Source organism: Chelatococcus sp. HY11 (assembly GCF_018398335.1).
Classification (GTDB): Bacteria; Pseudomonadota; Alphaproteobacteria; order Rhizobiales; family Beijerinckiaceae; genus Chelatococcus.
In genome coordinates this window covers 1,549,497-1,572,023 of the sequence record NZ_JAHBRX010000002.1, presented here as the reverse complement: position 1 = coordinate 1,572,023, position 22,527 = coordinate 1,549,497, and the positions used below count along the sequence as shown (strand labels likewise).

At 58.5% G+C, this 22,527-nt stretch carries 19 protein-coding genes; 10 read left to right on the top strand and 9 right to left on the bottom strand.

Annotated elements, in window-relative coordinates:
* Positions 1-9: 9 nt before the first annotated feature.
* The gene (locus KIO74_RS27940) at positions 10-858 is read left to right on the top strand and encodes a shikimate dehydrogenase family protein (protein ID WP_213338513.1); all 849 of its coding nucleotides are present in this window, start codon (positions 10-12) and stop codon (positions 856-858) included.
* Positions 855-2,762 (top strand): bifunctional sugar phosphate isomerase/epimerase/4-hydroxyphenylpyruvate dioxygenase family protein, encoded by a 1,908-nt coding sequence (locus KIO74_RS27935; protein ID WP_213338511.1) that lies wholly within the window; start codon positions 855-857, stop codon positions 2,760-2,762. Before KIO74_RS27940 ends, KIO74_RS27935 begins: the two co-directional genes overlap by 4 nt.
* 42 nt (positions 2,763-2,804) lie before the next feature.
* Here KIO74_RS27935 and KIO74_RS27930 read toward each other — a convergent pair whose 3' ends face one another.
* Positions 2,805-3,815, bottom strand: a complete 1,011-nt coding sequence (locus KIO74_RS27930) for a zinc-binding alcohol dehydrogenase family protein (protein WP_213338510.1) — start codon at positions 3,813-3,815, stop codon at positions 2,805-2,807.
* A gap of 217 nt (positions 3,816-4,032) precedes the next feature.
* On the opposite strand from KIO74_RS27930, the gene KIO74_RS27925 reads away from it, so the two are divergent.
* The 3 genes from KIO74_RS27925 to KIO74_RS27915 all read left to right on the top strand — a co-directional run bounded on the left by KIO74_RS27925 (position 4,033) and on the right by KIO74_RS27915 (position 8,008).
* Complete coding sequence (locus KIO74_RS27925; protein WP_213338509.1) at positions 4,033-4,914, top strand: GntR family transcriptional regulator; 882 nt, start codon at positions 4,033-4,035, stop codon at positions 4,912-4,914.
* A gap of 290 nt (positions 4,915-5,204) precedes the next feature.
* Positions 5,205-6,218: an ABC transporter substrate-binding protein gene (locus KIO74_RS27920; protein WP_213338508.1), complete on the top strand. Its 1,014-nt coding sequence runs from the start codon at positions 5,205-5,207 to the stop codon at positions 6,216-6,218.
* A gap of 149 nt (positions 6,219-6,367) precedes the next feature.
* A complete protein-coding gene (locus tag KIO74_RS27915; RefSeq protein WP_213338507.1) occupies positions 6,368-8,008 on the top strand; it encodes an ABC transporter permease in 1,641 nt (546 codons plus the stop codon).
* Between the two features lie 389 nt (positions 8,009-8,397).
* On the opposite strand, the gene KIO74_RS27910 is transcribed toward KIO74_RS27915, so the two are convergent.
* Positions 8,398-9,978: an ABC transporter permease gene (locus tag KIO74_RS27910; protein ID WP_213338505.1), complete on the bottom strand. Its 1,581-nt coding sequence runs from the start codon at positions 9,976-9,978 to the stop codon at positions 8,398-8,400.
* Here KIO74_RS27910 and KIO74_RS27905 point away from each other — a divergent pair.
* Positions 9,977-10,132 (top strand): hypothetical protein, encoded by a 156-nt coding sequence (locus KIO74_RS27905; RefSeq protein WP_213338503.1) that lies wholly within the window; start codon positions 9,977-9,979, stop codon positions 10,130-10,132. The two genes, KIO74_RS27910 and KIO74_RS27905, sit on opposite strands and share 2 nt — an antisense overlap.
* Positions 10,133-10,191: 59 nt before the next feature.
* Here the strand turns inward: KIO74_RS27905 and KIO74_RS27900 are convergent, their stop codons facing one another.
* From KIO74_RS27900 to KIO74_RS27880, 5 genes are all read right to left on the bottom strand, one after another.
* The gene (locus tag KIO74_RS27900; protein WP_213338501.1) at positions 10,192-11,349 is read right to left on the bottom strand and encodes an ABC transporter ATP-binding protein; all 1,158 of its coding nucleotides are present in this window, start codon (positions 11,347-11,349) and stop codon (positions 10,192-10,194) included.
* Positions 11,350-11,359: 10 nt separating this feature from the next.
* Positions 11,360-12,379, bottom strand: coding sequence for an ABC transporter substrate-binding protein (locus tag KIO74_RS27895; protein ID WP_213338499.1), 1,020 nt, complete (start codon positions 12,377-12,379; stop codon positions 11,360-11,362).
* Between the two features lie 40 nt (positions 12,380-12,419).
* A complete protein-coding gene (locus tag KIO74_RS27890) occupies positions 12,420-13,757 on the bottom strand; it encodes an LLM class flavin-dependent oxidoreductase (RefSeq protein ID WP_249731507.1) in 1,338 nt (445 codons plus the stop codon).
* A 333-nt stretch (positions 13,758-14,090) separates the two neighbouring features.
* Positions 14,091-14,768, bottom strand: coding sequence for a DUF2848 domain-containing protein (locus KIO74_RS27885; RefSeq protein ID WP_213338495.1), 678 nt, complete (start codon positions 14,766-14,768; stop codon positions 14,091-14,093).
* A 21-nt stretch (positions 14,769-14,789) separates the two neighbouring features.
* Positions 14,790-15,332 carry a MarR family winged helix-turn-helix transcriptional regulator gene (locus tag KIO74_RS27880; protein WP_249731506.1) on the bottom strand — a complete coding sequence of 181 codons (543 nt, stop codon included), beginning with the start codon at positions 15,330-15,332 and terminating at the stop codon, positions 14,790-14,792.
* Between the two features lie 184 nt (positions 15,333-15,516).
* Between KIO74_RS27880 and KIO74_RS27875 the strand changes: the two genes are divergently transcribed.
* The 4 genes from KIO74_RS27875 to yghX all read left to right on the top strand — a co-directional run bounded on the left by KIO74_RS27875 (position 15,517) and on the right by yghX (position 18,959).
* Complete coding sequence (locus KIO74_RS27875) at positions 15,517-16,086, top strand: flavin reductase family protein (protein WP_213338493.1); 570 nt, start codon at positions 15,517-15,519, stop codon at positions 16,084-16,086.
* A 27-nt stretch (positions 16,087-16,113) separates the two neighbouring features.
* Complete coding sequence (locus KIO74_RS27870) at positions 16,114-17,595, top strand: 4-hydroxyphenylacetate 3-hydroxylase family protein (protein ID WP_213338491.1); 1,482 nt, start codon at positions 16,114-16,116, stop codon at positions 17,593-17,595.
* 48 nt (positions 17,596-17,643) lie between these two features.
* Positions 17,644-17,811: an ABC transporter substrate-binding protein gene (locus KIO74_RS32730; RefSeq protein ID WP_213339304.1), complete on the top strand. Its 168-nt coding sequence runs from the start codon at positions 17,644-17,646 to the stop codon at positions 17,809-17,811.
* 218 nt (positions 17,812-18,029) lie between these two features.
* Positions 18,030-18,959, top strand: coding sequence for a YghX family hydrolase (gene yghX, locus KIO74_RS27860; RefSeq protein WP_249731505.1), 930 nt, complete (start codon positions 18,030-18,032; stop codon positions 18,957-18,959).
* A gap of 191 nt (positions 18,960-19,150) precedes the next feature.
* Here yghX and KIO74_RS27855 read toward each other — a convergent pair whose 3' ends face one another.
* On the bottom strand, positions 19,151-21,319 hold the full coding sequence (locus tag KIO74_RS27855) for a cation:dicarboxylate symporter family transporter (RefSeq protein ID WP_213338489.1): 2,169 nt from the start codon (positions 21,317-21,319) through the stop codon (positions 19,151-19,153).
* 365 nt (positions 21,320-21,684) lie between these two features.
* The gene (locus KIO74_RS27850; RefSeq protein ID WP_249731504.1) at positions 21,685-22,524 is read right to left on the bottom strand and encodes an efflux RND transporter periplasmic adaptor subunit; all 840 of its coding nucleotides are present in this window, start codon (positions 22,522-22,524) and stop codon (positions 21,685-21,687) included.
* Between the last annotated feature and the right edge of the window lie 3 nt (positions 22,525-22,527).

Here is a 22,527-nt window from a genome sequence, read left to right as displayed (position 1 = left end):
AAGCCCGCCATGATCAGTGGCACGACCAAGCTCATCGCGCATCTCGGTCACCCAACCGAAAGCTTCAGGGCGCCGATGATCTACAATCCCTACTTCACGCGGCGGGGCATCGATGCGGTCGTGGTGCCGATGGGCGTGAAAGCGCCAGATTTTCCCACGTTCCTCAAGGTGTTCGCCCGGCTCTCCAATGCCCACGGTGCACTGATCACCATGCCACACAAGGTCACGGCGATCGGTCTTGTCGACGAGGTTATGACCACAGCAGCCATAGCCGGGGCCTGCAATGCCGTGAGGGTCGAGAGCGACGGACGTCTCGTCGCAGAGATGTTCGACGGGGAAGGCTTCGTCCGAGGGGTGTTGAAAAAGGGACGCGCGATCGTCGGCGCGCGGGCGCTGATCATTGGCGCAGGTGGTGTCGGTTCGGCGATCGCCGCTTCGCTCGCGAAAGCGGGAGTGAGCGAGGTCGCGCTGTCCGACACGCAGTTGCCGACGGCTATAGCCTTGGGCGAGCGGCTGCGCCGCCACTATCCCGCGCTGGTGGTGTCGATCGGCGGCAATGATCCGGAGGGCTTTGACATTATCATCAATGCGACGCCGCTCGGGATGAGGGCCGGCGACCCTCTGCCTGTCGACGTCGCGCGTATCGCGCCATCAGCCTTCGTCGGCGAGGTTGTCATGAAGCAGGACATCACGCCATTTCTTGAGGCCGTTCGCGCGCGCGGCTGCGCTTATCAGGTCGGAATCGACATGCTCTTCGAGCAGATCCCCGCCTATCTCGAATTTTTTGGCTTCCCAACAACAACATCAGATGACCTACGTGCGGTTGCCCACCTTGCACGGGAGGAGGCTTCATCATGATACCCTCTATAGCAACGGTCTGTGTATCCGGAACGCTTCAGGAGAAACTTGAGGCTATTGCGGCGGCGGGTTTTCGCGCTGTGGAAATATTCGAGAATGATCTCATCGCCTTTCCCGGCTCGCCGACGGAGGTGCGTCGGATATGCGCGGACCTCGGCCTCGCCATCGCGACCTGTCAGCCATTTCGCGATTTTGAGGGTATGCCGGACGCACGGCGCACCCGCACCTTCGATCGCGCGGAACGCAAGTTCGATCTCCTTCAGGAACTCGGCACAGATCTTCTCTTCGTCTGCTCCAGCGTCTCTCCCGAATCCCTTGGCGGGATAGACCGGCTCGCGCAGGATTTCGCCGAACTCGGGGAGCGGGCGTCCCGGCGCAATTTGCGGATCGGCTTTGAAGCCTTGGCATGGGGGCGGCACGTCTGGGACTACCGGGACGCCTGGGAGATCGTCCGCCGCGCCAACCGCGACAATATCGGCGTCGTTCTGGACAGCTTCCACATTCTGTCACGCGGTCTTGACCTCACGGCCATGACAACCATACCGCCGGACAAGATCGCGATGGTGCAGATGGCGGACGCGCCAAGGCTGCAGATGGACCATCTGTCGTGGAGCAGGCACTGGCGCTGCCTGCCGGGTCAGGGCGACCTTGACCTTGCCGGATTCATGAATGCGCTCGCCACAACGGGCTACGATGGCATTCTCTCGCTGGAGATTTTTAATGACCGGTTCCGCGCAGGATCAGCACGATCAGTGGCGTTGGATGGGCATCGCTCCCTCATATGGCTGCTGGATGATACATCGCGAAAGCTGGACCACGCTGTTCCTGGCGCGGTGCCGATGCCACCTCCCTTATCCGTGGAGGCGGTTGAATTCATTGAATTCGCAGTCGCCGAGGCACTGCGACCGACTTTTGAAGGACTGCTCACGGCGCTTGGATTCGTTCACGCCGGTGCCCACCGTTCCAAGGACGTCGGCCTGTGGCGGCAGGGTGATATCCGCATCGTGCTCAACAGCGACGTCGAGGGTTTTGCCCATAGCTACCAGATCACCCACGGTACGTCGGTATGCGCCATCGCTCTCAGAGTAGCGGACGCGCAAGCGACCATTCAGCGGGCGACGGCCCTGCTCGATACGCCGCACGCCGGCGCGGCGGGGCCTGGCGAGCTTGACATTCCAGCTGTGCGCGGCCTTGGCGGAAGTCTGCTCTATTTCCTCGACAACGCGTCCGCATTAGGGCGCTGGGCGGATGTGGACTTCGCGCCGACTGGCGAGACCGGAGCGGAGGTCGGGTTGATTGCCGTCGATCACATCTCGCAGAGTATGCACTATGAGGAAATGCTGACGTGGGTGTTGTTCTATTCTTCGCTCTTCGACACGACGAAAGCGCCGAGCCAAGCCGTGATTGATCCCGGCGGCGTGGTCCAGAGCCAGGTGATCGAAAGCGGCTTGAACGGCAGCGTGGGACGCGGCTTGCGTCTCATCCTCAATGGATCGCAAAGTCACAGGACATTGTCGGCGCGCTTCATCACGGACTTCTTCGGCTCTGGTGTGCAGCACATTGCTTTCGCAACGGCGGACATTCAGGCAACGGTTGCGGCTCTTATCGCCAACGGTGTCGCCATGCTGCCAATTCCCGAAAACTACTATGACGACCTTGAAGCACGATTCGAGCTCACAGCGGACGAGCTCAGCTGGCTGAAGGCGCTCAACATTCTTTATGATCGCGATGACGCGGGAGCATTCTATCAGGCCTACACGACAACCCTCGATGGCGGCTTGTTCTTCGAGGTCGTACAACGCGACGGATATGGCGGATACGGCGCCGCTAACGCCGGCATTCGCTTGACCGCGCAGGCACGCCTCGCACGCCCGGCGACCATTCCCGCACCAACGCGGCCCTAAATCCCAATGATCGATGGCGGCGCATGACGCCGCCATGCCTGTTCAGATCCTGACCAGGGCCTTGATCAGTCCTTCCCTCTCGCGGGCCCATCGCGGCAGATCCGTCGCCGCTGTGTCGAGCGTCGTCTCATGCGTCGCGAGGGCGTCCAAAGGCACGGCTCCCCTGCCGATCGACGCAATGACATGCTCGAAATCAACTGCGGTGGCATTCCGACTGCCGATCAACGCCATCTCGCGCTTATGGAATTCCGGGTCTGAAAAGGTGATGTCGTCCTTAACGACACTGACAAGAACGTAGGTTCCGCCATGAGCGACGAAGGCAAAGCCGGCCATGATCGACGTGGCATTTCCGGTCGCATCGAAAACGACATCGAAACCGCCCGCCTCGAGAGCTTTCACGCGCGCCAGGGCATCGGCGTCGCCGACGACAACCGAACGCACCTCCCCGAGAACCGCTTGCGCCTGCGCGAGCCGCCCCACGTCGACATCGGCGACCGTCACGTCCAACCCGGCGATGCGCGCGAAGATCGCGACGCCGAGGCCGATCGGTCCCGCGCCGACGACGAGTGCCGCCCCCTTCGTCTCTCCGGCTCGACGCACCGCATGGGCACCTATCGCCAGGAACTCGACCATGGCCGCATCGCGCGGAGAAAGGCTGCCAGCATGGTAGAGATTGATGGAAGGAACCGCGATCTGCTCGCACATGCCGCCATCGCGATGCACGCCAAGAACCTCGATGCGCTCGCAACAGTTGGGCTTCCCCTTACGACAGGCGCCGCAAACCCCGCAGGACAAATAGGGATTAACCACCACAGTTTCCCCGGCGACGAAACCGGAAGATGGATGAGCCCTGGAAACCACGCCCGAAATCTCGTGGCCAATCACTCGCGGGTACTCCAGAAAAGGGTGCTTCCCTTCATAGATGTGGTAGTCCGTGCCGCAAATGCCGACGTAACTGACGTCAAGGAGGACCCAACCTTCCGCGAGGTCCCCCGGAGCTGATCTCTCCTCCTGGGCGATATCATGGGGCGCGCGACATACAATTGATTTCATCGCAAGGTCCTGCACGGTCAGTGGCTACATCTGGCACGCCTGCGACGCGACGGACGGCGGCATGCGGGCATCTCAGGGACAGGTGGCTGCGGCGTGCCGCCATATCTGTCTCTTATCGGTAAAACACACTTGAGCCGCTAGCGAGCCGATGTCAAAATGTTTTTTACCGATAATTTTTCAGATATGAACAGTTCGCGAGGCAGACAGAGACGCAGCCGTGAAAGACAATTCCGTTTACAAGCGGGCCTACAATGCCTGCCTCGACACCGTGAGAGAGGTTTCTGTCGGCGCGCTCCTGGGGTCCGAGCCGACGCTCGCGAAACGACTGGGCGTAAGCCGCACCACAGTCAGAGCGATACTCGCCGCGCTGAACGCCGCGGGCATCCTCAGTGTGCACGGGCGCGAAAAGCGGGTCTTGCGGCATCCTCGCGGCGCCGCGTATTTCCCCGAGGCGGAGACGGAGACGAGCTCTGAACTCATCGAGCGCCGCGTGAAGGAATGGCTGCTCGCGGGCGATCTTCGGCCTGGAGACGCGATCAGCAGCCTTGAACTCTCCCGGCTTTTCAATGTCTCGACATCCGGGATCCGCGAATACCTGAACCGGTTCAGTCGCTATGGACTGATCGAGCGTCGTCCGAACGCGAGCTGGGTGTTTCAAGGCTTCACGCGAGATTTCGCGCTGGAGCTTTGCGACATTCGAGAAATGTTCGAGATGCGATCCATCCACCATTTCACGCGGGCTCTGCGCGACGAACACGGCCGCCGCAAGCTGGAAGAGCTGGAGAAGGAGCATCGTGATCTATTGCGGAGAATAGAGACCGATTTTCACCAGTTCTCCGGCCTGGACGAGACCTTTCATCGTGCCATCAACGATGCCTCGAACAACCGTTTCATCACGGAATTCTACGAAGTGATATCATTGATTTTCCATTATCATCTGCAATGGGCCAAGCACGACGAGCGGGAGCGCAACGAGGTCGCTCTCCATGAACATCTTGCAATCATCAGCGCGTTGAAAGCAGATGATGGCGAAGGTCTGGACAAGGCAGTGCGAACACATATGCGATCCGCACGCGAAACGCTTCTCCGTTCGATATGACTTAGCGGGGGATGCGCGCTTGTCGTACCGGGCGTGATGCGCCAGAAGTCCTTGAGCCTGCGATCAGCCAGCAGCTTGTGACGAGGTTGGCGGATGGCGAGCCGAGCCTTGGCCTGGGTAAGGCTTCGACCTGGAGCACTGGCCAAATTTTTAATTGCGTTATTATATTTGTCATTTAACTTTCCATAAAAGCAATCTCAACACGTCATGCAGGGTGCCCGACCAGCCGTTTTGTCACCTAAATCGACCACAAGAGCTCCAAGAGGAGCCTTCCAGATGAGGACAATGAAATGAAGGGTCTCAATTTCCGGCAGCGAATGATCCGAGCCATCGCTTGCATCGCGATAATCGCCTCCTGTACCTCGATGGTCGAAGCCAAGTCGAGCGATGAACTCGCCTCGGCCGCGAAGGCTGAAGGAAAGTTGACGTTCTATGCGTCGAACCATCCCGATTTGACTGCAAGGTTGGTCAAAGCCTTCAATGCTACCTATCCGGGAATATCCGTTGAAGTTGTGCGACTGGCTACGGGCCCACTCGGCAAGCGCTATGCAGCCGAAGCGGAGGCAGGCAATGTCACCGCGGATCTGCTTCAACTCGCCGATCCATTGCTGATCCGTGACGTCGCTGCAAAAGGATATCTCAGCCCTGTCGACAATCTAACAGGATTTGCCGCATGGCCCGCCGATTACAAAAATGAATTTTATGTCGTCGGCGCCATCTCACTGATGACCATCAGCTACAATACGGATCTCGTCCAGGGCGAGGAGATACCGAAAGCTTGGACCGATCTGCTGCATCCACGCTTCAAGGGGCAGATTTTGATGGCCGACATACGGCACAGTCCCGCTACGCTCGACTGGTTGGTGCTCATGGAGAAGACGTACGGTCCGGAGTTCGTCGATAAGCTCGCCGCACAAGACATTCGTTTTGTCGCGAGCACGGTACCTGGAACACAGTTGATGTCAGCCGGTGAAGCTGAGATTCTCGCTCCCAATCAGCGACAGGTCACCTTTCCAGTTATCGACAAGGGGGGACCTGTTGGAGACGTTCTGGCTGAGCCCACGGTCGCTCACGAATCCTTTGTCGCAATTTCCAAGGGCGCCAAGAATCCGAACGCCGCCAAGCTCTTCCTTGAGTTCATGATGACCATGGAGGGACAGGAAGCGCTGAACATGCATGTCAATTCATCCGCCCTCCCCGACGTGCCGAACACCGACAAGCTGCCTCAATCGTTTCGGCGTGCTGATCTCGAAAACAGCATCAAGGAGCGCGCACGGTTGGCCGCCAAGTTTGGACTGAACTGAGAAGCGCGGATTACTTCCCGGTGTGGATGAGCTATCCGCACCGGGGCATCTCTCGTTTTCAGCGCGTGGCCAAAGGCGGAAAAACTATGCGACTGACGTACAGCGCTCATCGTCATTCTTTGAATTGGTTTGGTATTTTAACGCTGGCGGTGGTTGCTCTCAGCACGTTCTTCGTCGTTTATCCGCTTATCATCATCATCAAGCGCGCGTTCTTCGGCGAGTCCGGTCTGGACGTCGAGGGCATTGTCCAACTCATCACCGACCCCGCCGTTGCCGAAGTTATCCTGAATACCATATCCGTAGTAGGTGTGAGCGGCGTGTTCGCGTTGTTGGTCGGCGCTCTCTTCGCCTGGCTGAACGAACGTACTGACGCGGACGCAGGGTGGATATCCGAGCTACTTCCGCTCATTCCGCTGCTTATTCCCACCATCGCCTGCGTCATTGGCTGGGTAACGCTGTTATCCCCTCAAGCCGGGTTGCTCAATGCACTTCTGAGAGACCTCTTCTCGCTGGTGGGTATCAACATTCGTCGAGGCCCTGTCAATATATTCACATACACGGGTTTCGTCTTCGTGATGTTCCTGTACTTGCTCCCATTCTCATATCTCATCATATCGGCGGCGCTGCGCAACCTGGATCCGGCGCTGGAGGAAGCGGCACGGATAACCGGCGCGTCTCCGCTACGCACGTTCTGGAAAGTCACATTGCCGTCGATCAGGCCCGCACTCGCCGCATCGGCCCTTGTCCTGATCATTCAAGGCGTTGCCAATTTCTCCGTACCGATCGTGCTTGGCACAGGCGCGGGCATCGACGTCCTCTCGGTCAGGATCTACCAGCTTCTCTATGCTTATCCGCCAAAGGTCGATCTCGCGATCATCATGAGCCTGTTCATGATGATCACAGCACAGACCGCGTTGATCTTACAGCGCTGGATCTCCTCGTCAGGTCGCTTCGCGACGATCGGCGGCAAAGGCTCAGCGGCCTCACGGATTCGCCTCGGACGGTGGCGGCTTCCCGTGCGCTCGGCGATGATCGGTTATCTCCTCGCAACCTCCTTCGTGCCTGTCGTCGGCTTGCTCATCGTATCGCTCCAGCCTCTGTGGACCGCGCGCATCGTTTGGGGGCGCCTCAGCCTGTCGAACTACACCCATATTCTGTTTGAGCGACAGATGACATCCGACGCGCTCCAGAACAGCCTCATGCTCGGCATGGCCGGCGCAACGATCGGAATGCTGATCGCGGCGTTGATCGCGCTGACCGTGCGCAACAGCCCCACGTGGTTACAGGGACCAATCGATGGCATGACCGTGCTTCCGGCAGCGGTTCCCCATAGTGTCATGGGGGTTGGCTTCCTCTTTGCCTTTGGACAGGGTTGGCTCAATCTTCACGGCACGCTTGCGATCCTGCTAATCGTCTATCTGGTGATGTATCTGCCGCAGGCGGTGCGCTCAGCATCGGCAGCTTCTGCCCAGGTCGGAAGGGAGCTAGTCGAAGCGGCTGCCATTTCACGCGCCTCGCCATTGACAGTTTTCCGACGGGTGCAGTTGCCATTGATGATGCCGGGCCTCGTCGCCGGCTGGGTTATCCTGTTCGTCCATTGCGCCGGAGAGCTGACAGCGTCAGCACTGCTTTCCGCCAGCAATAACCCTGTCGTGGGACTTGTTCTCCTCGATCTCTGGGAGAATGGCTCCTTCCCGCAGGTGGCGGCCATGTCGATCGTGGTGACGATGACATTCACGATTATTGTTTTGGTCATGCTGCGCTACTGCAGGGGTGGACTGAGGCGTTAATCGATCGCCTGCCCGCGCAGCCCGCTTTTCCGTCGATACATCTGCCGCAAAGCATCGGCCCCGCGCGGACGACCTGCGAACTCGACGCCTCTTAACGCGCCATCGAACGCCTTACTCCCTTGAAAGCGCGCGTTACTTCAAGGCTGCGAGCGGGTGTCGGATGGAGCAGGCCAAGTATCGGCCTCGGGTCCATCCGATCATCTTCTGCTCTACGCCGGAGATCTGCTTCCCTGTTTTCGGCATGACCAGGAGCGCGCTCGTTGCGGCCCACGCCCTGAGAAAACTGAAACTGGATGGACTTGATTCAACGAACAAGCAAAGCGTACTCAGAACAGCCGTCATTCAACGCGAGCGGCTATTCCTTCACGCAGAACGGACAGGGAATGAACTCAGGATATCGCACTTCGCAACTTGGAAAACCGAAGAATGCCGCCAACCACCACCATATCCAGAATTGTCATGATGACGGCGATCGCCGCGAGCTGAGGAAACGAGCCATTCTCCCAAAGATCCAGGAGGACTATGCCGACAACCGGATTGCCCGTTCCGGCAAGAAGAGCGGATGCGGTGAGCTCTCCGCTGGTATAGATGAAAAGAATAACCCATCCCGCGACAAGCCCGGGACGCATTAGCGGAAACATGATGCGACGGAATATGCGAAACTGCGACGCGTGCGCCATCTTGGCTGCTTCAACGAGGTCTTGACCGACCTGAGACACCGCCGCGCGTGCCGACCGCATCGATTGCGGCAGGGAAATCAGGAGGTAAGCGAGAAGCAATATCGCGAGCGTACCATGAAGATTTATGATCCCACCGGAAAACGTCACCACGATCGCGACACCGGTCACTGTCTGCGGGATGGTCGCCGGGAGTGCCGTCAGCGCTTCGATCATTGCCTGGGCGCGTGTACCGACGCTACGAGCGTATGTTACGAATATCGCTGAAAGAAGCATACCGAGAGTGGCCGCCACGATGCCAAGCCCAATGCTGTTCACCAGGGCGCGTATGCTCAAATTATTTTCAAACAGAACAAACACGAAGTTTTGCAGATTCAGGTTATCTATCGATATCGTGGGAACCCAGAATGGCTGCAGTGACACAATAACCAGCGCGATCAATGGCAACACAGCTGTGAGCAACAGGTAAATAATTACCGAAGTCATCGCAACGCCGCGCCAGCGCCCCAGTTCAACGCGCGACGCGGCCTGGCCCTTGCCCGCGATCTCGGCGTGGGTCCGGCTGCGTATCGCCAGCACCTGCGCCGCCACGGCTGCCTGCACGACGACCATCATGATGAAGCTCAGGGCGATAGCCTGCTCCATGCGGGGCGGATAGTTGTACAGCAGCCGATAGATGCGGACCGATAAAAGGTCTATCCCGGCGCCGGTCCCGATGACAATCGGCACCGAGAAGAGCGATATGCCGAAGATGAACACGATAATAGCGGCGTTCATGATCGCCGGCTTGATCGCTGGCAATGTGACACGCCGCAGCGTCTTGAACGGCGAAGCACCACTGATACGAGCCGCCTCTTCCAGACTTGGATTGAGCTGCTGGAGGGCGCTTGAGATGATGAGATAGCCATAGGGCACGAGATAAAGCGTCATCACACAGATGAGGCCGGCGTAACTGAAAATATTGATTGGCCCCGTGTCAAACTCGAAGCCAAAAGCCGCGAGGACGTTTCGTAATGCGGCGTTGAGAAATCCCGCCTGTGGTGAAAGCAACGTGACCCAGCCGGTCACTCCCGCTATCTGTGGCACGAGCAACGGAACCAGAGGCAGGATATCTGCCGCGAAACCGAGGTTCGCGTCCGTTCGCTCATTGATCCATGCGAACGTGGCGCCGATGCACAGCGCGAGCGTCGTACTCGCGATCACCACGATGAAAGTATCGAGCAGAACCTTCAGAATCGCAGGGCTCGCGATGGCATCCGCCATGCGCGAGACAGCAGCGCCGTCCCCGGCCATGAAGCTGCTCGCCAGCATGACGCCGATCGGCACGATGACAAGTGCCAGCATCGCGACGAGAAGGACGACGGCCAAGGCATTGAACAAGCGCGTTGACGACGCGGCAGCGCTGCCGGTGGAGGCCGATACAAGAGACATCGATACCCCTAATTAAGCCCAACCGCCCGGACGGCGTGGTTCCTCGTGCTCACCTGCCAAGCTCTCGTGTATACATCATGTCACGTCAGGAAAGACGAGTACATGCGCCGGGTCGATACTGACCGCGACGGCTTCGTTCTCCGAAAAGACGTCATGCCCCATGGAGCGCAAGATAAAGCGCTGCCCGGCGATTAGAACCGCATACTCCGTGCTTGTACCCAAAAACATGGCAGTCTCCACGGTCGCGGGGAAGCGGTTTTGCCCCGGACCGGCGGTGCCATGTTCAATCCTGAGATGCTCGGGCCGGAACATCAAACGCACCAGTTCCGACGGCAGTTCATGCTGCGGAGCTTTCGCATGCACCTCGCCGATCGTGGTCGCTATCGAGAGCAAGCCGTCCGTGTGCTCTTTCCTTGAGCCTGGCAACGTATTGCTCGACCCTACAAACTCCGCGACATAAGCGCTTACTGGCTTTTGATAGATCTCCCGTGGGGATCCGATCTGCGCGAGCCGTCCGCTGTTGAAAACTGCGATGCGGTCCGCAACGGCCGTGGCCTCGACCTGATCATGAGTGACGTAGAGAGCGGAGAAACCAAAACGCCGTTGCAGCGCAACGAGTTCGACCCTGAGCTGCTCACGTACTTTGGCGTCGACATTCGACAGGGGCTCATCGAACAGAATGACGCTGTCGTTGGCAACGATGGCCCGCGCCAAGGCGACACGCTGTTGTTGGCCCCCGCTAAGCTGCGCCGGATAGCGAGCCTGCAAGCCGGAACACGCCACCATCGTCAGAGCCGCGTCAACGCGTGTCGCGATCTCAGCCCTGCCAATTCCCCGGTTTTCAAGTGGAAAAGCCACGTTATCGGCAATAGTCATATGTGGCCATAGCGCATAGGATTGGAACATCATACTGATGTCCCGCTTTTCGGGCGGCACGAAAACGGCTTGACTGGACGAGAACACCGGCATCCCGTCAAAGAGGATTTCCCCTTCGTCCGGCCGCTCGAGACCAGCAATGCATCGTAGAAGTGTAGTCTTCCCACATCCGCTGGGACCGAGCAGAACGACGCGTTCATTGCCGTTGATATCAAGAGAAACATTGTCAAGCGCCATCACTGATCCGCGCTTTGTCGTGAAGCGCTTCGTGACATTGCGCACGACAATCCGCGGTCTGGACTGCGCCTGCGAGATGTCCCGCCGTGCCCCACCCCTATCGGCTTCGACGACCTGCATCAGCGTCCCTTTACTCAAGGCCCATCGCTTTGAGAACCTCAGGCGCCCGGCGCATAGCCACCCGGATATCCGCGAGGTGAAAATCGGCGGCCAGAGGAAGAGCGCCTGGCACATCCGGCAGCGGTGACGCTGCGACGCCCTTACTCAGAACCTCCTGTCCTTCTCTCGACAGGATGAAGCTCGTAAACAGCCTTGCCGCATTTGGACTAGGGGCCTTGGCGCTGATTCCAAGGGATGCGCCCCATCCGGTGGCCGGCGTTGGCGTGACGTCGTCCAGCGGCGCGCCCTTTTCAATCAGCGACGCCGATACCATGCGCAGGTTCGGGAGCAGCAAGAAGCCCTCGCCAGCGGCCAGCATCTGCGAGCCCGGCACCGTACTGGAAACGATCTTGGGATTCTGCTCCCGCAGACGTGACAGGTAGTTTGCGCCAAACGTATCCTGCATCAGGGCGGCCCAGGATATCAGCTGCGGTACATTGCGAAGATCCGCCATCAGGATGCGGTTCTTCCACTTCGGATCAAGCACATCCTCCCAGGATTTCGGAACATCACCAGGTTTTACCTTGCTGGTGTTGTACGTAATCGTATCCGGGAAGATAGATACCGTCGCCGAGTACGCTGTCTTGAAGGCCGCAGGCCAAGCCGCGACGGCCGGTAGCCCGGAGATATCCGCGAACCAGCCTTTAGCAAAGCCATCCTCGAGAACGATGGGATCTCCCATCTGCAGGATATCGGCGATGACTGTTCCCGCCTGCATTTCCGCAGCATAACGCTGGGACAGGGGCCCGGTCGCCAGACGCACGATATCGACCGTGATACCGGGAAAGGCGGCGTTGAACCTGTCGACAAGCTGCTTGGATAAGACGGGATTTGTCGAGGAATAATAGGTGAGCTTTCCCTCGCGTTTCGCGGCTTCGACCATGTCGGCTGGACTGCTCTGCGCCAAGGCGGTGCGCGTGGCGAGGAGGCCACTGCTCGCCAAGGTGACTGCAGAGAGCGTGGATTGAAGGAACGTCCGTCTCAGCATCATTAAACAGTTCCCCGGAAGCGCCGATTTTTCGGCAATTATCTTAGTGGCTTTGCTTATCGAACTGGCTTTTTGGTAACGACAAGCCGAAGTGCTCCCGCAAGGTCTTACCCTCATACTCCTTGCGGAAAAGCCCTCTCCTCTGGAGCTCTGGTACGACAAGGTCGAAGAAATCGGTCACCCCGCGCGGGTAATACGGGAACACGACGCAGTAACCATCGCATGCCTCGCGGACGAACCAGTCTTCCATGACATCGGCAATTTTCTGGGGTGTTCCCCAAACAAGGTGATGCGAGCGGGATTCAGCGTAACGTCGACCCAATTGCCGAATGCTGAGATTCTCGCGACGCGCCATCTCAATAAGGCGCCGTTGCCGCGCTTGAGCGCCATTCGTGATGGGCAGGTCTGGCAGGGGACCATCAAGCGGATACTTTGTCAGGTCGACACCGGCAAGAATCCGGTGCATCGAACGCAGCGCCTGCTCGTCCGTGATGAGGGACTGCAGCTCAAGATAGTGCTCCTCGGCCTCCTGCTCGGTGCGGCCGACAATGGGAAGAAGACCAGGCATGATTTTTATGTCATCGGCTGCGCGGCCCTGCGTTACGACCTGTGCCCGCAGATCATCATAGAATGTCTTCGCCTCGCCAAATTCCGACTGGGCGGTGAAAACCACATCTGCGCTGCGGGCCGCGAGCTCCATTCCCGGTCCGGAAGAGCCGGCTTGCGAGATGATCGGGCGCCCCTGCGGTGACCTTGCCTCATTGAGTGGCCCGCGCACCTTGAAGAACTTACCTTTGTGATTGAGGAGCCGCACCTTGTCAGCGTCGAAGAACATCGCCGCTTCTTTGTCCTCAATGCCCGCGTCGGCGGTCCAGCTATCCCAAAGACCCGTGACAACATCATAGAATTCGCTGGCGCGTTCATAACGTTGCGCATGTGGCATATGCGCCTCGAAGCCGAAATTGAGCGCTTCCGCTTCGAACTGCGAAGTCACCAAATTCCATCCGGCGCGCCCCTTACTGATCTGATCGATAGCCGCGAAGCGTCGCGCGAGAGTGTAGGGCTCATTGTACGTTGTCGTACCGGTCGCGACGAGGCCAATACGCGACGTAAGCGTCGCCAATGCCGGCAGAAGTGTCATCGGCTCAATCGAGCGCGCGTGAGCATAAAGCCCCGCCTTCGGGTCACCTTTCTCCAGGAGATCAACGGAAGTGACAACGGCTACGTCAGCAAAGAACAATGCATCCATTTTCGCGCGTTCGGCGCGTTGGGCCACATCGACATAGTGCTCAAATGTCGTCTCAGTTCCCTGTATAGCATTCGGCATCCGCCAGCCAGCCCAGTGGGAGCCCGGCGGGTGCCACATTGCCAGCAGATGCATCTGCTTCGCAGATCTTGTCACGTCACGACCTCCGAAATGCTCTTGATTTACCAGGGCAATGCATCATCAGCGAATTATAGACTTCGCACTCTTGAGCCGGGAACGAGCCGCACCCCGTCAAGAGTGACAATCGATCGCGCATCAGATGCTGGTCAAACGCACACCAAACCCCTCTTGATCCGAACTCGCTTCTATCGCTGCAGGATCGACGTCTTGCAGGGAATTTAACTTTAGAACGAAGCTCCGATCAATAGCTTTGTAAAAATATCTTTCTTTAGAAGCTATCTCGCCTATTCCGAACAGCAGAGTGCGCTCCGGAAAGAACGGGCGGCGCTATGATACGACAGGCAGGCGTTCGATAGCATAGCTGTGCCGGATTGCCCGCCCAAGCCGATGATCGACCAACTCGATGGAGAATGCATCGCTCGGACGAATACCGCCGATAGCAGCGAGGGTCCCGCAGAGCATTGCCATTTTCGGCGGAAGCCTGGGATACCCACCCGTGAATTTCGAAGCGAGGTCGCCGAAACTGCGCAGACTGGCGATTTTTCCCTGCTGATAAAGCGTACGCTCGCCCCCATTGACGGCATAGCTCAGAAGCTCAAGCTCGTCCCAATGGCCTTCCACATCGTCGAGCCGCCATACAAGGGGCGCAAGGGGCTTTGGACAAGCCTGCTTCGACACAGGCACCGAGTAGGCCTCGATGACGCGATCCGTATGATCGGAGGCAACGCCCACCCAATGCACACCGTCCGCATCACTCAGAACGATGACTTCCGCCTCGCCCGAGCTGTCTGCCCCAAGAACCTGAATGGTCTCGGATGTCGACAGGGTCTCCCGGCCGACCCTGTAGAAACAAGGAACATTTGAGGGGCGAGCAACACCAAGCGCCTCAAGTTCCTGTATGTGATGCTCCACCGCGCTTTCATCGCGGCCAGCCCAGCCCGCGATGATTAAGCAATCAATAGCGATGTCGAGTGCCAGGCCTTCTGGCGTCATCAATGAGGGCATGAGTGTCTCTCGCGAAGCGCTTCAGGATGAAGCTGCGACGTCCATCGTTTGGGAAAGATAATCTAATAAAACAAGTGACTTATCCGCGGATTCGACAAGAGCGGCCATCTGGCCGACCAAACGCTCGAAATCCTTTGCGCTGAGGCTTTCAAACAGCACATCATTTGTCGGCCTCTGCACCACGATCAGCTTCTTAAGGCGAGCGCGCGCGTCATCCGTGAGGCTGAGCACGACCCGACGACGATCGTCCGGATTGATCTCCTTTCGCACGAGGCCAAGACTAACCAGCTTGTTGACTTCGATTGTCGTGAATGCGCCGCTTAGATGCAGATGCTCCGCGATCTGGTTGACCCCGATCTCTTCGCTTTGCCGCTGTCGAATTGCGATCAGAATGAGATATTGCGTTCCAGTTAACCCAATAACCTTACCGAATCGGCTGCTAATCTGCTCGATACGACTGGCGAACGCCAGTGTGTCATGAATAAACTGCCGAAAAACGCTATCCGAGCCGTTTCGTAGAAGTTCAGGCCGAGAAACGGTCAACTCGTTATTTCTCCCACTCAAGAGCACCTCCCAGGCAATGCTTCGATGCGCCAATTATAAAGCTTTTTACAAAAGCTGCGAGCAGCGATCGGAGTATCACCACGGCGACACATGAGGCATGTGGTAGCTTCACTGCAACCTTGACCGCTAATTTATATAGCTTTATGAGTTAGTCAATTAAATAGAAATGGGGATCTAGATCAACATGGTCACCGCGGGCCGCCCGGCGTTCTCTGCCCCGACATCAGCTGATACGCCGTTCGACCAGCGTGATTTTCGCCGAGCGCTCGGACGGTTCGGGACGGGCGTTGCGGTTGTGACTACGATCTGCGCACAAGGCACTCGCGTTGGAATGACGGTGACATCGTTCAATACGGTATCACTGCACCCGCCACTCGTTCTATTCAGCGTCGATAGGCGGGCGCGAAGTCTGCCGCATTTCCTGAGCGCGGAGGCCTACGCGGTAAACGTGTTGGCTGACCATCAAGAATATCTCTCAAACCGCTTCGCCAAGGCATCGAGCGACAAATGGCAAGGTGTTTCACACGGCCAAGGACGCGCCAACATACCCTTGCTTCTCGATGCGGTCGCACATTTCGAGTGTGTGCCTTATGCTCACTATGAGGGAGGCGATCATCTCATCATGGTTGGCGAGGTTCAACGTTACGCATACCAGGCAGACCGCCCTCCCCTGATTTTTCTCGACGGGAGTTATCGGAGCCTCGCTGAGAATGGGGCTTCAGCGGTGGAGTGGCCACTGTCGCTTCACTACTAAGAGCCCCTGCAGAAATGGGTCACGCCGATGATCAAGAATGGACAACAACACGTTGAATCACTGCGCGATGGACGAACCGTCTTTCTCAATGGGAGGCGTATTGATGATGTGACGACTGCCCCTGCCTTCAGGAATGTAGTCGGCTCCATCGGAAAACTCTTCGACTTCCAAAGTGAGGCAGCGAACCGATCCTTGATGACCTTCGAGACTGACAGCGGCACACGCGCTTGTCGTGTCTGGCAACTGCCTGCGTCCTACGGCGAGTTGAAGGAGCGCAGAGCGGCAATCGAGGCATGGAGCGAGTTGCATGGCGGCTTCATGGGAAGGGCGCCAGACCATGTCGCCTCGTGCATTGCCGGAATGTACATGGGCCTCGACGTCTTCGAAGCCTACAACCCAGACCGCGCCGCGGCTCTCGCTGATTATTTTCGCTATGCACGCGATAACGACCTCTATCTCACTTATGTAATCATCAATCCGCAAGCTGACCGCTCCAAGAGCGCGAGTCAGCAGAGGGATGAATTTCTCACGACAGGTATCGTCGATCGCGATGCAGAGGGTATTACACTCCGGGGAGCCAAGATGTTGGCGACCGGGGGGATCATGGCGAACGAGGTTTTCGTCACTTGTATTCAGCCATTGCGTCCTGGCGATGAGAAATATGCAATCTCTTGCGCGATCCCAATGAACGCGAAGGGCTTGAAAATACTGTCCCGGAAGTCCTACGAGCTCGCGGCGCCTTCGATGTTTGACAATCCGCTCGCGCATCGCTTCGACGAGAATGACGCCGTCCTTTACTTCGAGGACGTCAAGGTGCCGTGGGATCGCGTTTTTGTGCATGACAGCATAGAAATGTGCCAGAAGCAGTTTCACGCAACGCCGGCCCACGTTTACCAGAACTACCAAGCGATGATTCGTTTATCAGTGAAGATACGCCTTCTTCTCGGTGTAGCTCGGCGTATAGTGGAGATAAATGGCATTTCAACATTTCCCCAGGTGCAGGAGATGCTTGGGCAGTTGGCGGCGGAGGCCGGTATGGTAGATGCTTTTGTTGCCGCGATGGAGGCGAAGGGCACTCAACGCGGGCCATATTTCGTACCCGACAAGCATACGCTCTATGCCGCCCAGACCCTCACGCAGCAGCTTTATCCAAAGGTCCTGCAAACACTGCGCGAACTCGCGGGTGGTGGCATGATCATGCTTCCCTCGTCAATCGACGATTTCCGAAACCCGGAGATCGCCGACATTATCGCCAAGACCCAGCAATCTCCCGCCGCGAATGCAGAGGAAAAGGTAAAATTCTACAAATTCGCTTGGGACGCGGTCGGCTCTGAATTTGCGTCCCGGCATACTCAGTACGAGATGTTCTACGCCGGAGCGACATTCGTGACCAAAGGCCACTCTTACAGGACCTATGATTGGTCGCGAGCCTCAGACTTGCTTGAGAGCCTGATGAGTAATTACTCGCTTTCGGATGAGTTGTCTGAAGCGGCGCATTCTGCGGCCTAAAATGAGTAGCCGTCGCCGCGGTCTCCGGGTTCAGGTTCACCGGAGGGCCTGACACGTTGGACCAAGGACAAGCTGGAGGTCGAGCCGTCCCTCGCGATATCCTGGGGGACCAATGCGGATGCCAAGGTCTGGACCTTCAATCTGGGCGAAGGCGTCAAGTGGCACGATGGCACGCCGCTCACCGCCGATGACGTGAACGATCGATCTCATTCTTAATAAGAGTGTTCGCGCGGCGCCCCCCTCGGGCAAGTCGCGACATTGACCTCGGTAGAGGTCGTGTCGCCGACGCAGGTGAGGATGACGTTTAGCGGCCCAATTCCTCGCTGCCAGTGATGCTGACCTATTCCCAGTGCCACCTGCAGCTCACTCTCACAGATTTGATCGGAAGGATAACCCGCATCAAATAACATGGCCGGATCTGTGGGAGCGAACACATGAACGAAACGATGAGTGGTCAGAACGTGCTGCAAGAAGGAACGGGGCGGCTGACGGCAAAGGATTTTCCGCCGGAGATCCTCGAACTCTACGACTTCTACGTACACGGTAAGATCAGCAAGCGCGAGTTCCTCGACAAGGCGGCGACCTTCGCCGTCGGCGGTATGACCGCTGCAGCCTTGCTCGCGACCCTTAGCCCGAATTATGCGTTGGCGCAGCAGGTGTCCTTCACCGACCCGGATATTGTCGCTACCTACATCATCTATCCTTCGCCGAACGGCCATGAGGAGGTGCGCGGCTATTTCGTGCGTCCGGCTCAAGCGGAGGGGAAGCTGCCCGCCATCGTGGTGGTTCACGAAAATCGAGGCCTCAACCCCTATATCGAGGACGTGGCGCGCCGTCTGGCCAAAGCCGGCTTTATTGCGCTGGCGCCCGACGGCCTCACGTCAGTGGGCGGCTATCCCGGCAATGACGAGAAGGGCCGGGAGCTCCAGCAGAAGGTCGATCCGACCAAGCTGATGAATGATTTCTTCGCGGCGGTGGAATATCTGAACGGCCACGAGGCGTCGACGGGCAAGGTCGGGATTATCGGGTTCTGCTACGGCGGGGGCGTGTCGAACGCCGCGGCGGTCGCCTATCCCGAGCTCGCGGCGGCGGTTCCGTTTTATGGTCGGCAAGTCCCGGCGAACCAGGTCGCGAATATCAAAGCGCCGCTGCTGCTGCACTACGCCGAAAATGATACCAACGTCAACGCCGGCTGGCCGGCCTACGAGGCGGCCTTGAAGGAACACGGCAAGACCTACGAGGCGCACATCTACCCCGGGACCAATCACGGTTTCCACAACGACTCCACACCGCGTTACGACGAGGCCGCGGCCAAGCTGGCATGGGAGCGAACCATCACCTGGTTCAAGCGACATCTCGCCTGAGCGGAAGCTGAACAGCGCGCGGGCCAGAACCTGTCTGGTCGAGCTCGGGGTCTAAGCCGGTATATCGAGGCGGGCCTCGAGCTCGGAGCGAAACGGATCCTGGCGCTCACGAAAGTGCCAGCATACGGTCGATGAACACCTGCATGACTGCGGTGAGCTCGAACTCCGCTGGCAGGAATATCGCATAGGGATCATTGGCCGAGAGCAGGCATGACGACGTCGTCCAAGATGTTCCAGCGTCTGATTCGGTCTGCGCGTTCAGCCCCATTCATCCAATAATCCCGCGCGTGTTCTCGAATGCCGCTGGCTTGTTCGAGCCGCAGCCATAAGTCGATATAACGCTGCAGGTCATCGGATCTGGGAGGCATGAGATAGGTGAATGGCAACGGCGCGCCCATATTGGCGGGCACGACTGCCGTATAGCCTGAGCGCGCCTTCGTCCAGGCGGCTGCCTGATCGCGCGTCCAGATCGCCGCATCAATATCCGGTTTCCCTGGGAGCTCATTATAGGACCCCAGTACCACGATCTCGGCTTTTGGAAACAGCCCTTTGACGAGGGGTTCAAGCACAGGATCTTGGAACACTCCGATTTTCAGGCCGGAGCGCGCCGACACCGCATCATAGGATCGGAACTGACTGGCATGGTCCGCCTTGACGATCAACGCCACCGGATTGACCAAATAAAACTCGGACACGCTCAGCTGACGCAGACGATCAGGTGTCGCGTAAGCGCCTGCCATCACGATGTCGAACATGCCCGCAGCGAGATCCGCCTCCAGCCTTGCCCAGTCGATCGGCACGAAGTCGATGCCGACATGCAGATCTCGCGCGAAGCGGTATGCGGCTGCGACATCATAGCCGACGAGATGCCCCGCGCCATTGAAGTAGCTAAAGGGAATGATATCGGTGCCATAGCCGACGCGGATCCGGCCGCGGGACCTGATGGCATCGAAAGTCCCGGCGCCTGGCAGCGACGCGAGATCCGCCGGTCGCGCACGATGGACAATGGCATCGACGGCCGCCACCACTGACGGATCGAGTGTGCGAGCCATAATCGCTTCATCGGTCGGTGGCGGAAACAGCCTGTCCGAGAAGTGGCGCCCGACAAGGGCTACCCCGCCGAACAGGACGCCCACCGCGCAGAAGGCCGCCACGATGGGTTGCACGCGCAGGCGCGCCCGGCCGAAATAGATCATTGTCACGGCCAGGGTGACGAAAGCGAAGCCCATCACAGACACCGCCACCTGGCCATAACGCGTGACCGTCATCGTCTCCACATAAAGATTGATCGTCGTCGCTGGCAATTTGAGCCAGGCGGCGAGAAAGGCCACGGCGTCGACGGACGCGCTTGGCGAGCCAATGCCCGACAGCAGCGTCATGAAGGGCAGGATCAGCCAATCCGACAGGGTGAGCGCTATCCGATTGAAATAGCCAGCGTAGATAAGGAAAAGGGCGATGAAATAATTGCCGAGCTGGCTCAGCACATATGCAATGGACAGTGTGGCACGAACAACGTCATTCGCCTCTTCCCCGTCAATCCCTTCACGCCGGCATATGTCTTCAGCCGCTTTCTGGATGAACGGCAGGGCAGCAACCGAGAGGGTCGTGACCAGCGCGAGCGTGAGTGCCGGGCGCAGCGCACTCAGGATCTCGCCATAGCGCAGCGGCACAAGACGACTGAGCAATATCGGCAGCACAACGAAGCCCAGGAAAAAGGTGCCGGCGAGAAAAAGTACGGAATAGACCACCAAGCCGCTGGCCGCCGCACCATCGACCGTACCGGCAGTGCTGGCGAACAGTGCAAAGACGCCGATTGGTGCGAAATAAACGATCCACATCCAAAGGGTGACGCTAGCCTTGCGCAGCACCTCCATGCTTTCAAGGAGGGTCACCTTCTGCGGGATAGTCTGTATGGCAATACTATACAGGATTGCGAACACGACGATCGCCGGTACAAAGTTACGGTCGAGCGCAACCGCGATATTGGCGGGGATCAACAGGTCCAGGATGTCAGTCGCGATACGTGCTGTATCGGGCGTGAGCACGCTCGGCGGCGGCGCGGGCGGGACGAACGCGCCAAGAAGCAGGATGGTCAAAAAGGTCAGCCCCCAGCCGACCGCGTAGACGCCCCAGCTCGCGCGAAACAAACGGCCGGCACGCTCTCGCGCCAGTCCGCCGAGACCAACCAGTAGCGAGCACACCAGATACGGAAAAACCGCTATCTCCAGCATCTTGGCATAGGCGATGCCAAGGGGTTCGAGAACCGCCGCGCGCTCGCCGATGCCGAGCCCGACCATGAGGCCGAGGGCCGCGCCTATCAAGATGAACGACGGAAGCCTGGACCCCGACGCGTCTGCCACGCTCAAGCCTCTCGTTTCGCTCAGCAATTGCGCTTATTCGCGTACAATAATACCGCGATCCACGCAATGTCGAGATCGCTCCGCCTCAGGCTGCCTCGAACTCCCGGTTGTGTGGATCGCTCTTAAAAAAGTGTGTCTTACGACTCCTTTTCGGGCCTTATCGCTGACGGCACCAACTGGCTTGCAGGTTGAGAGCTATATCATGGAAAGCATTGGCAATGGATGCGGACGGATCGGGGATTGGCTGATCGCGAGACATGCTTATCCCCAACACAGTGAAATACATCGGCTCCGCTCCGGAGAAATTGGATGCGAGCCAGATAAGCTGCTCGGCATCTGCAGAGCACTTCACCCCAATGCCGTAGTTACTTGTTCGGTGTTACCACCACCGTCGCCGACATGCCGGAGGCAAGTTCGAGGTCGGGGGGCAGTTGCCCAAGCTTGATGCGGACGGGGATGCGCTGGGCAAGCCGGATCCAGTCAAACTCGGGATCGACCCTGGCCAGAAGACCGCTCTGGTCGGTTGTGTTGGCGATGGCTCGGCTCACGCCGGCGATTGTTCCATCGATGACCACCCCTCCCGCCATGAGTTCGATCCGGGCAGCGTCGCCTACGCGGATCGCCGGCAGTTTGGTCTCGACGAAATAGGCATAGACATAGAACGAGTCGCGATCGACGAGCGCCATCGCGGCCTGCCCGGTCGTCACGTAGTTGCCGGTAAACACGTTGAGATTGGTGATCCACCCATCAACTGGCGAGCGCACCTCCGCCCGAGCGAGATTGATTTCCGCCGTCGCGAGGGCCGCCTGCGCCACCTCGAGTTCAGCCTGCGCCTCGGCGGCGGAGATCGCCGTGCGTTCCATCATCTGCGGCGAAATGGCCCCGCTGTCGCTGCGCGCGAGGTTGGCGTCACGGTTTGCTGTATCCTGCGCATATTTCAGCGCTTGCACTTTCGCCGCAACCTCTGCCTTTGCCTGCTCCACCGCGACCCTGAAACGTTCCCGGTCGATGACGAACAGCAAGTCACCCTTTTTGATCAATTGGTTATCGACGACATTGACGGACGATACGAGGCCGGACACGTCCGGAGCGATCTCGACGACATTGGCGAGCACGCGAGCGTCGCGGGTCCACGGCGCCAGCGTATAATACGCCCAAAGCCGCCAGCCGACGACGAGCGCCCCGACGACAACAAGGCACGTCATTCC

Excerpts from the sequence above, each read along its gene's own strand:
- KIO74_RS27920 (WP_213338508.1), top strand. The coding sequence starts at position 5,205 with ATGAAGGGTCTCAATTTCCGGCAGCGAATGATCCGAGCCATCGCTTGC.
- KIO74_RS27905 (WP_213338503.1), top strand. The coding sequence starts at position 9,977 with ATGAAGCTGCTCGCCAGCATGACGCCGATCGGCACGATGACAAGTGCC.
- KIO74_RS27870 (WP_213338491.1), top strand. The coding sequence starts at position 16,114 with ATGATCAAGAATGGACAACAACACGTTGAATCACTGCGCGATGGACGA.
- KIO74_RS27930 (WP_213338510.1), bottom strand. The coding sequence starts at position 3,815 with ATGAAATCAATTGTATGTCGCGCGCCCCATGATATCGCCCAGGAGGAG.
- KIO74_RS27875 (WP_213338493.1), top strand. The coding sequence starts at position 15,517 with ATGGTCACCGCGGGCCGCCCGGCGTTCTCTGCCCCGACATCAGCTGAT.
- KIO74_RS27940 (WP_213338513.1), top strand. The coding sequence starts at position 10 with ATGATCAGTGGCACGACCAAGCTCATCGCGCATCTCGGTCACCCAACC.
- KIO74_RS27910 (WP_213338505.1), bottom strand. The coding sequence starts at position 9,978 with ATGGCCGGGGACGGCGCTGCTGTCTCGCGCATGGCGGATGCCATCGCG.
- KIO74_RS27895 (WP_213338499.1), bottom strand. The coding sequence starts at position 12,379 with ATGATGCTGAGACGGACGTTCCTTCAATCCACGCTCTCTGCAGTCACC.
- KIO74_RS27850 (WP_249731504.1), bottom strand. The coding sequence starts at position 22,524 with ATGACGTGCCTTGTTGTCGTCGGGGCGCTCGTCGTCGGCTGGCGGCTT.
- yghX (WP_249731505.1), top strand. The coding sequence starts at position 18,030 with ATGAACGAAACGATGAGTGGTCAGAACGTGCTGCAAGAAGGAACGGGG.
- KIO74_RS27890 (WP_249731507.1), bottom strand. The coding sequence starts at position 13,757 with ATGCATCTGCTGGCAATGTGGCACCCGCCGGGCTCCCACTGGGCTGGC.
- KIO74_RS27885 (WP_213338495.1), bottom strand. The coding sequence starts at position 14,768 with ATGCCCTCATTGATGACGCCAGAAGGCCTGGCACTCGACATCGCTATT.
- KIO74_RS27935 (WP_213338511.1), top strand. The coding sequence starts at position 855 with ATGATACCCTCTATAGCAACGGTCTGTGTATCCGGAACGCTTCAGGAG.
- KIO74_RS27900 (WP_213338501.1), bottom strand. The coding sequence starts at position 11,349 with ATGCAGGTCGTCGAAGCCGATAGGGGTGGGGCACGGCGGGACATCTCG.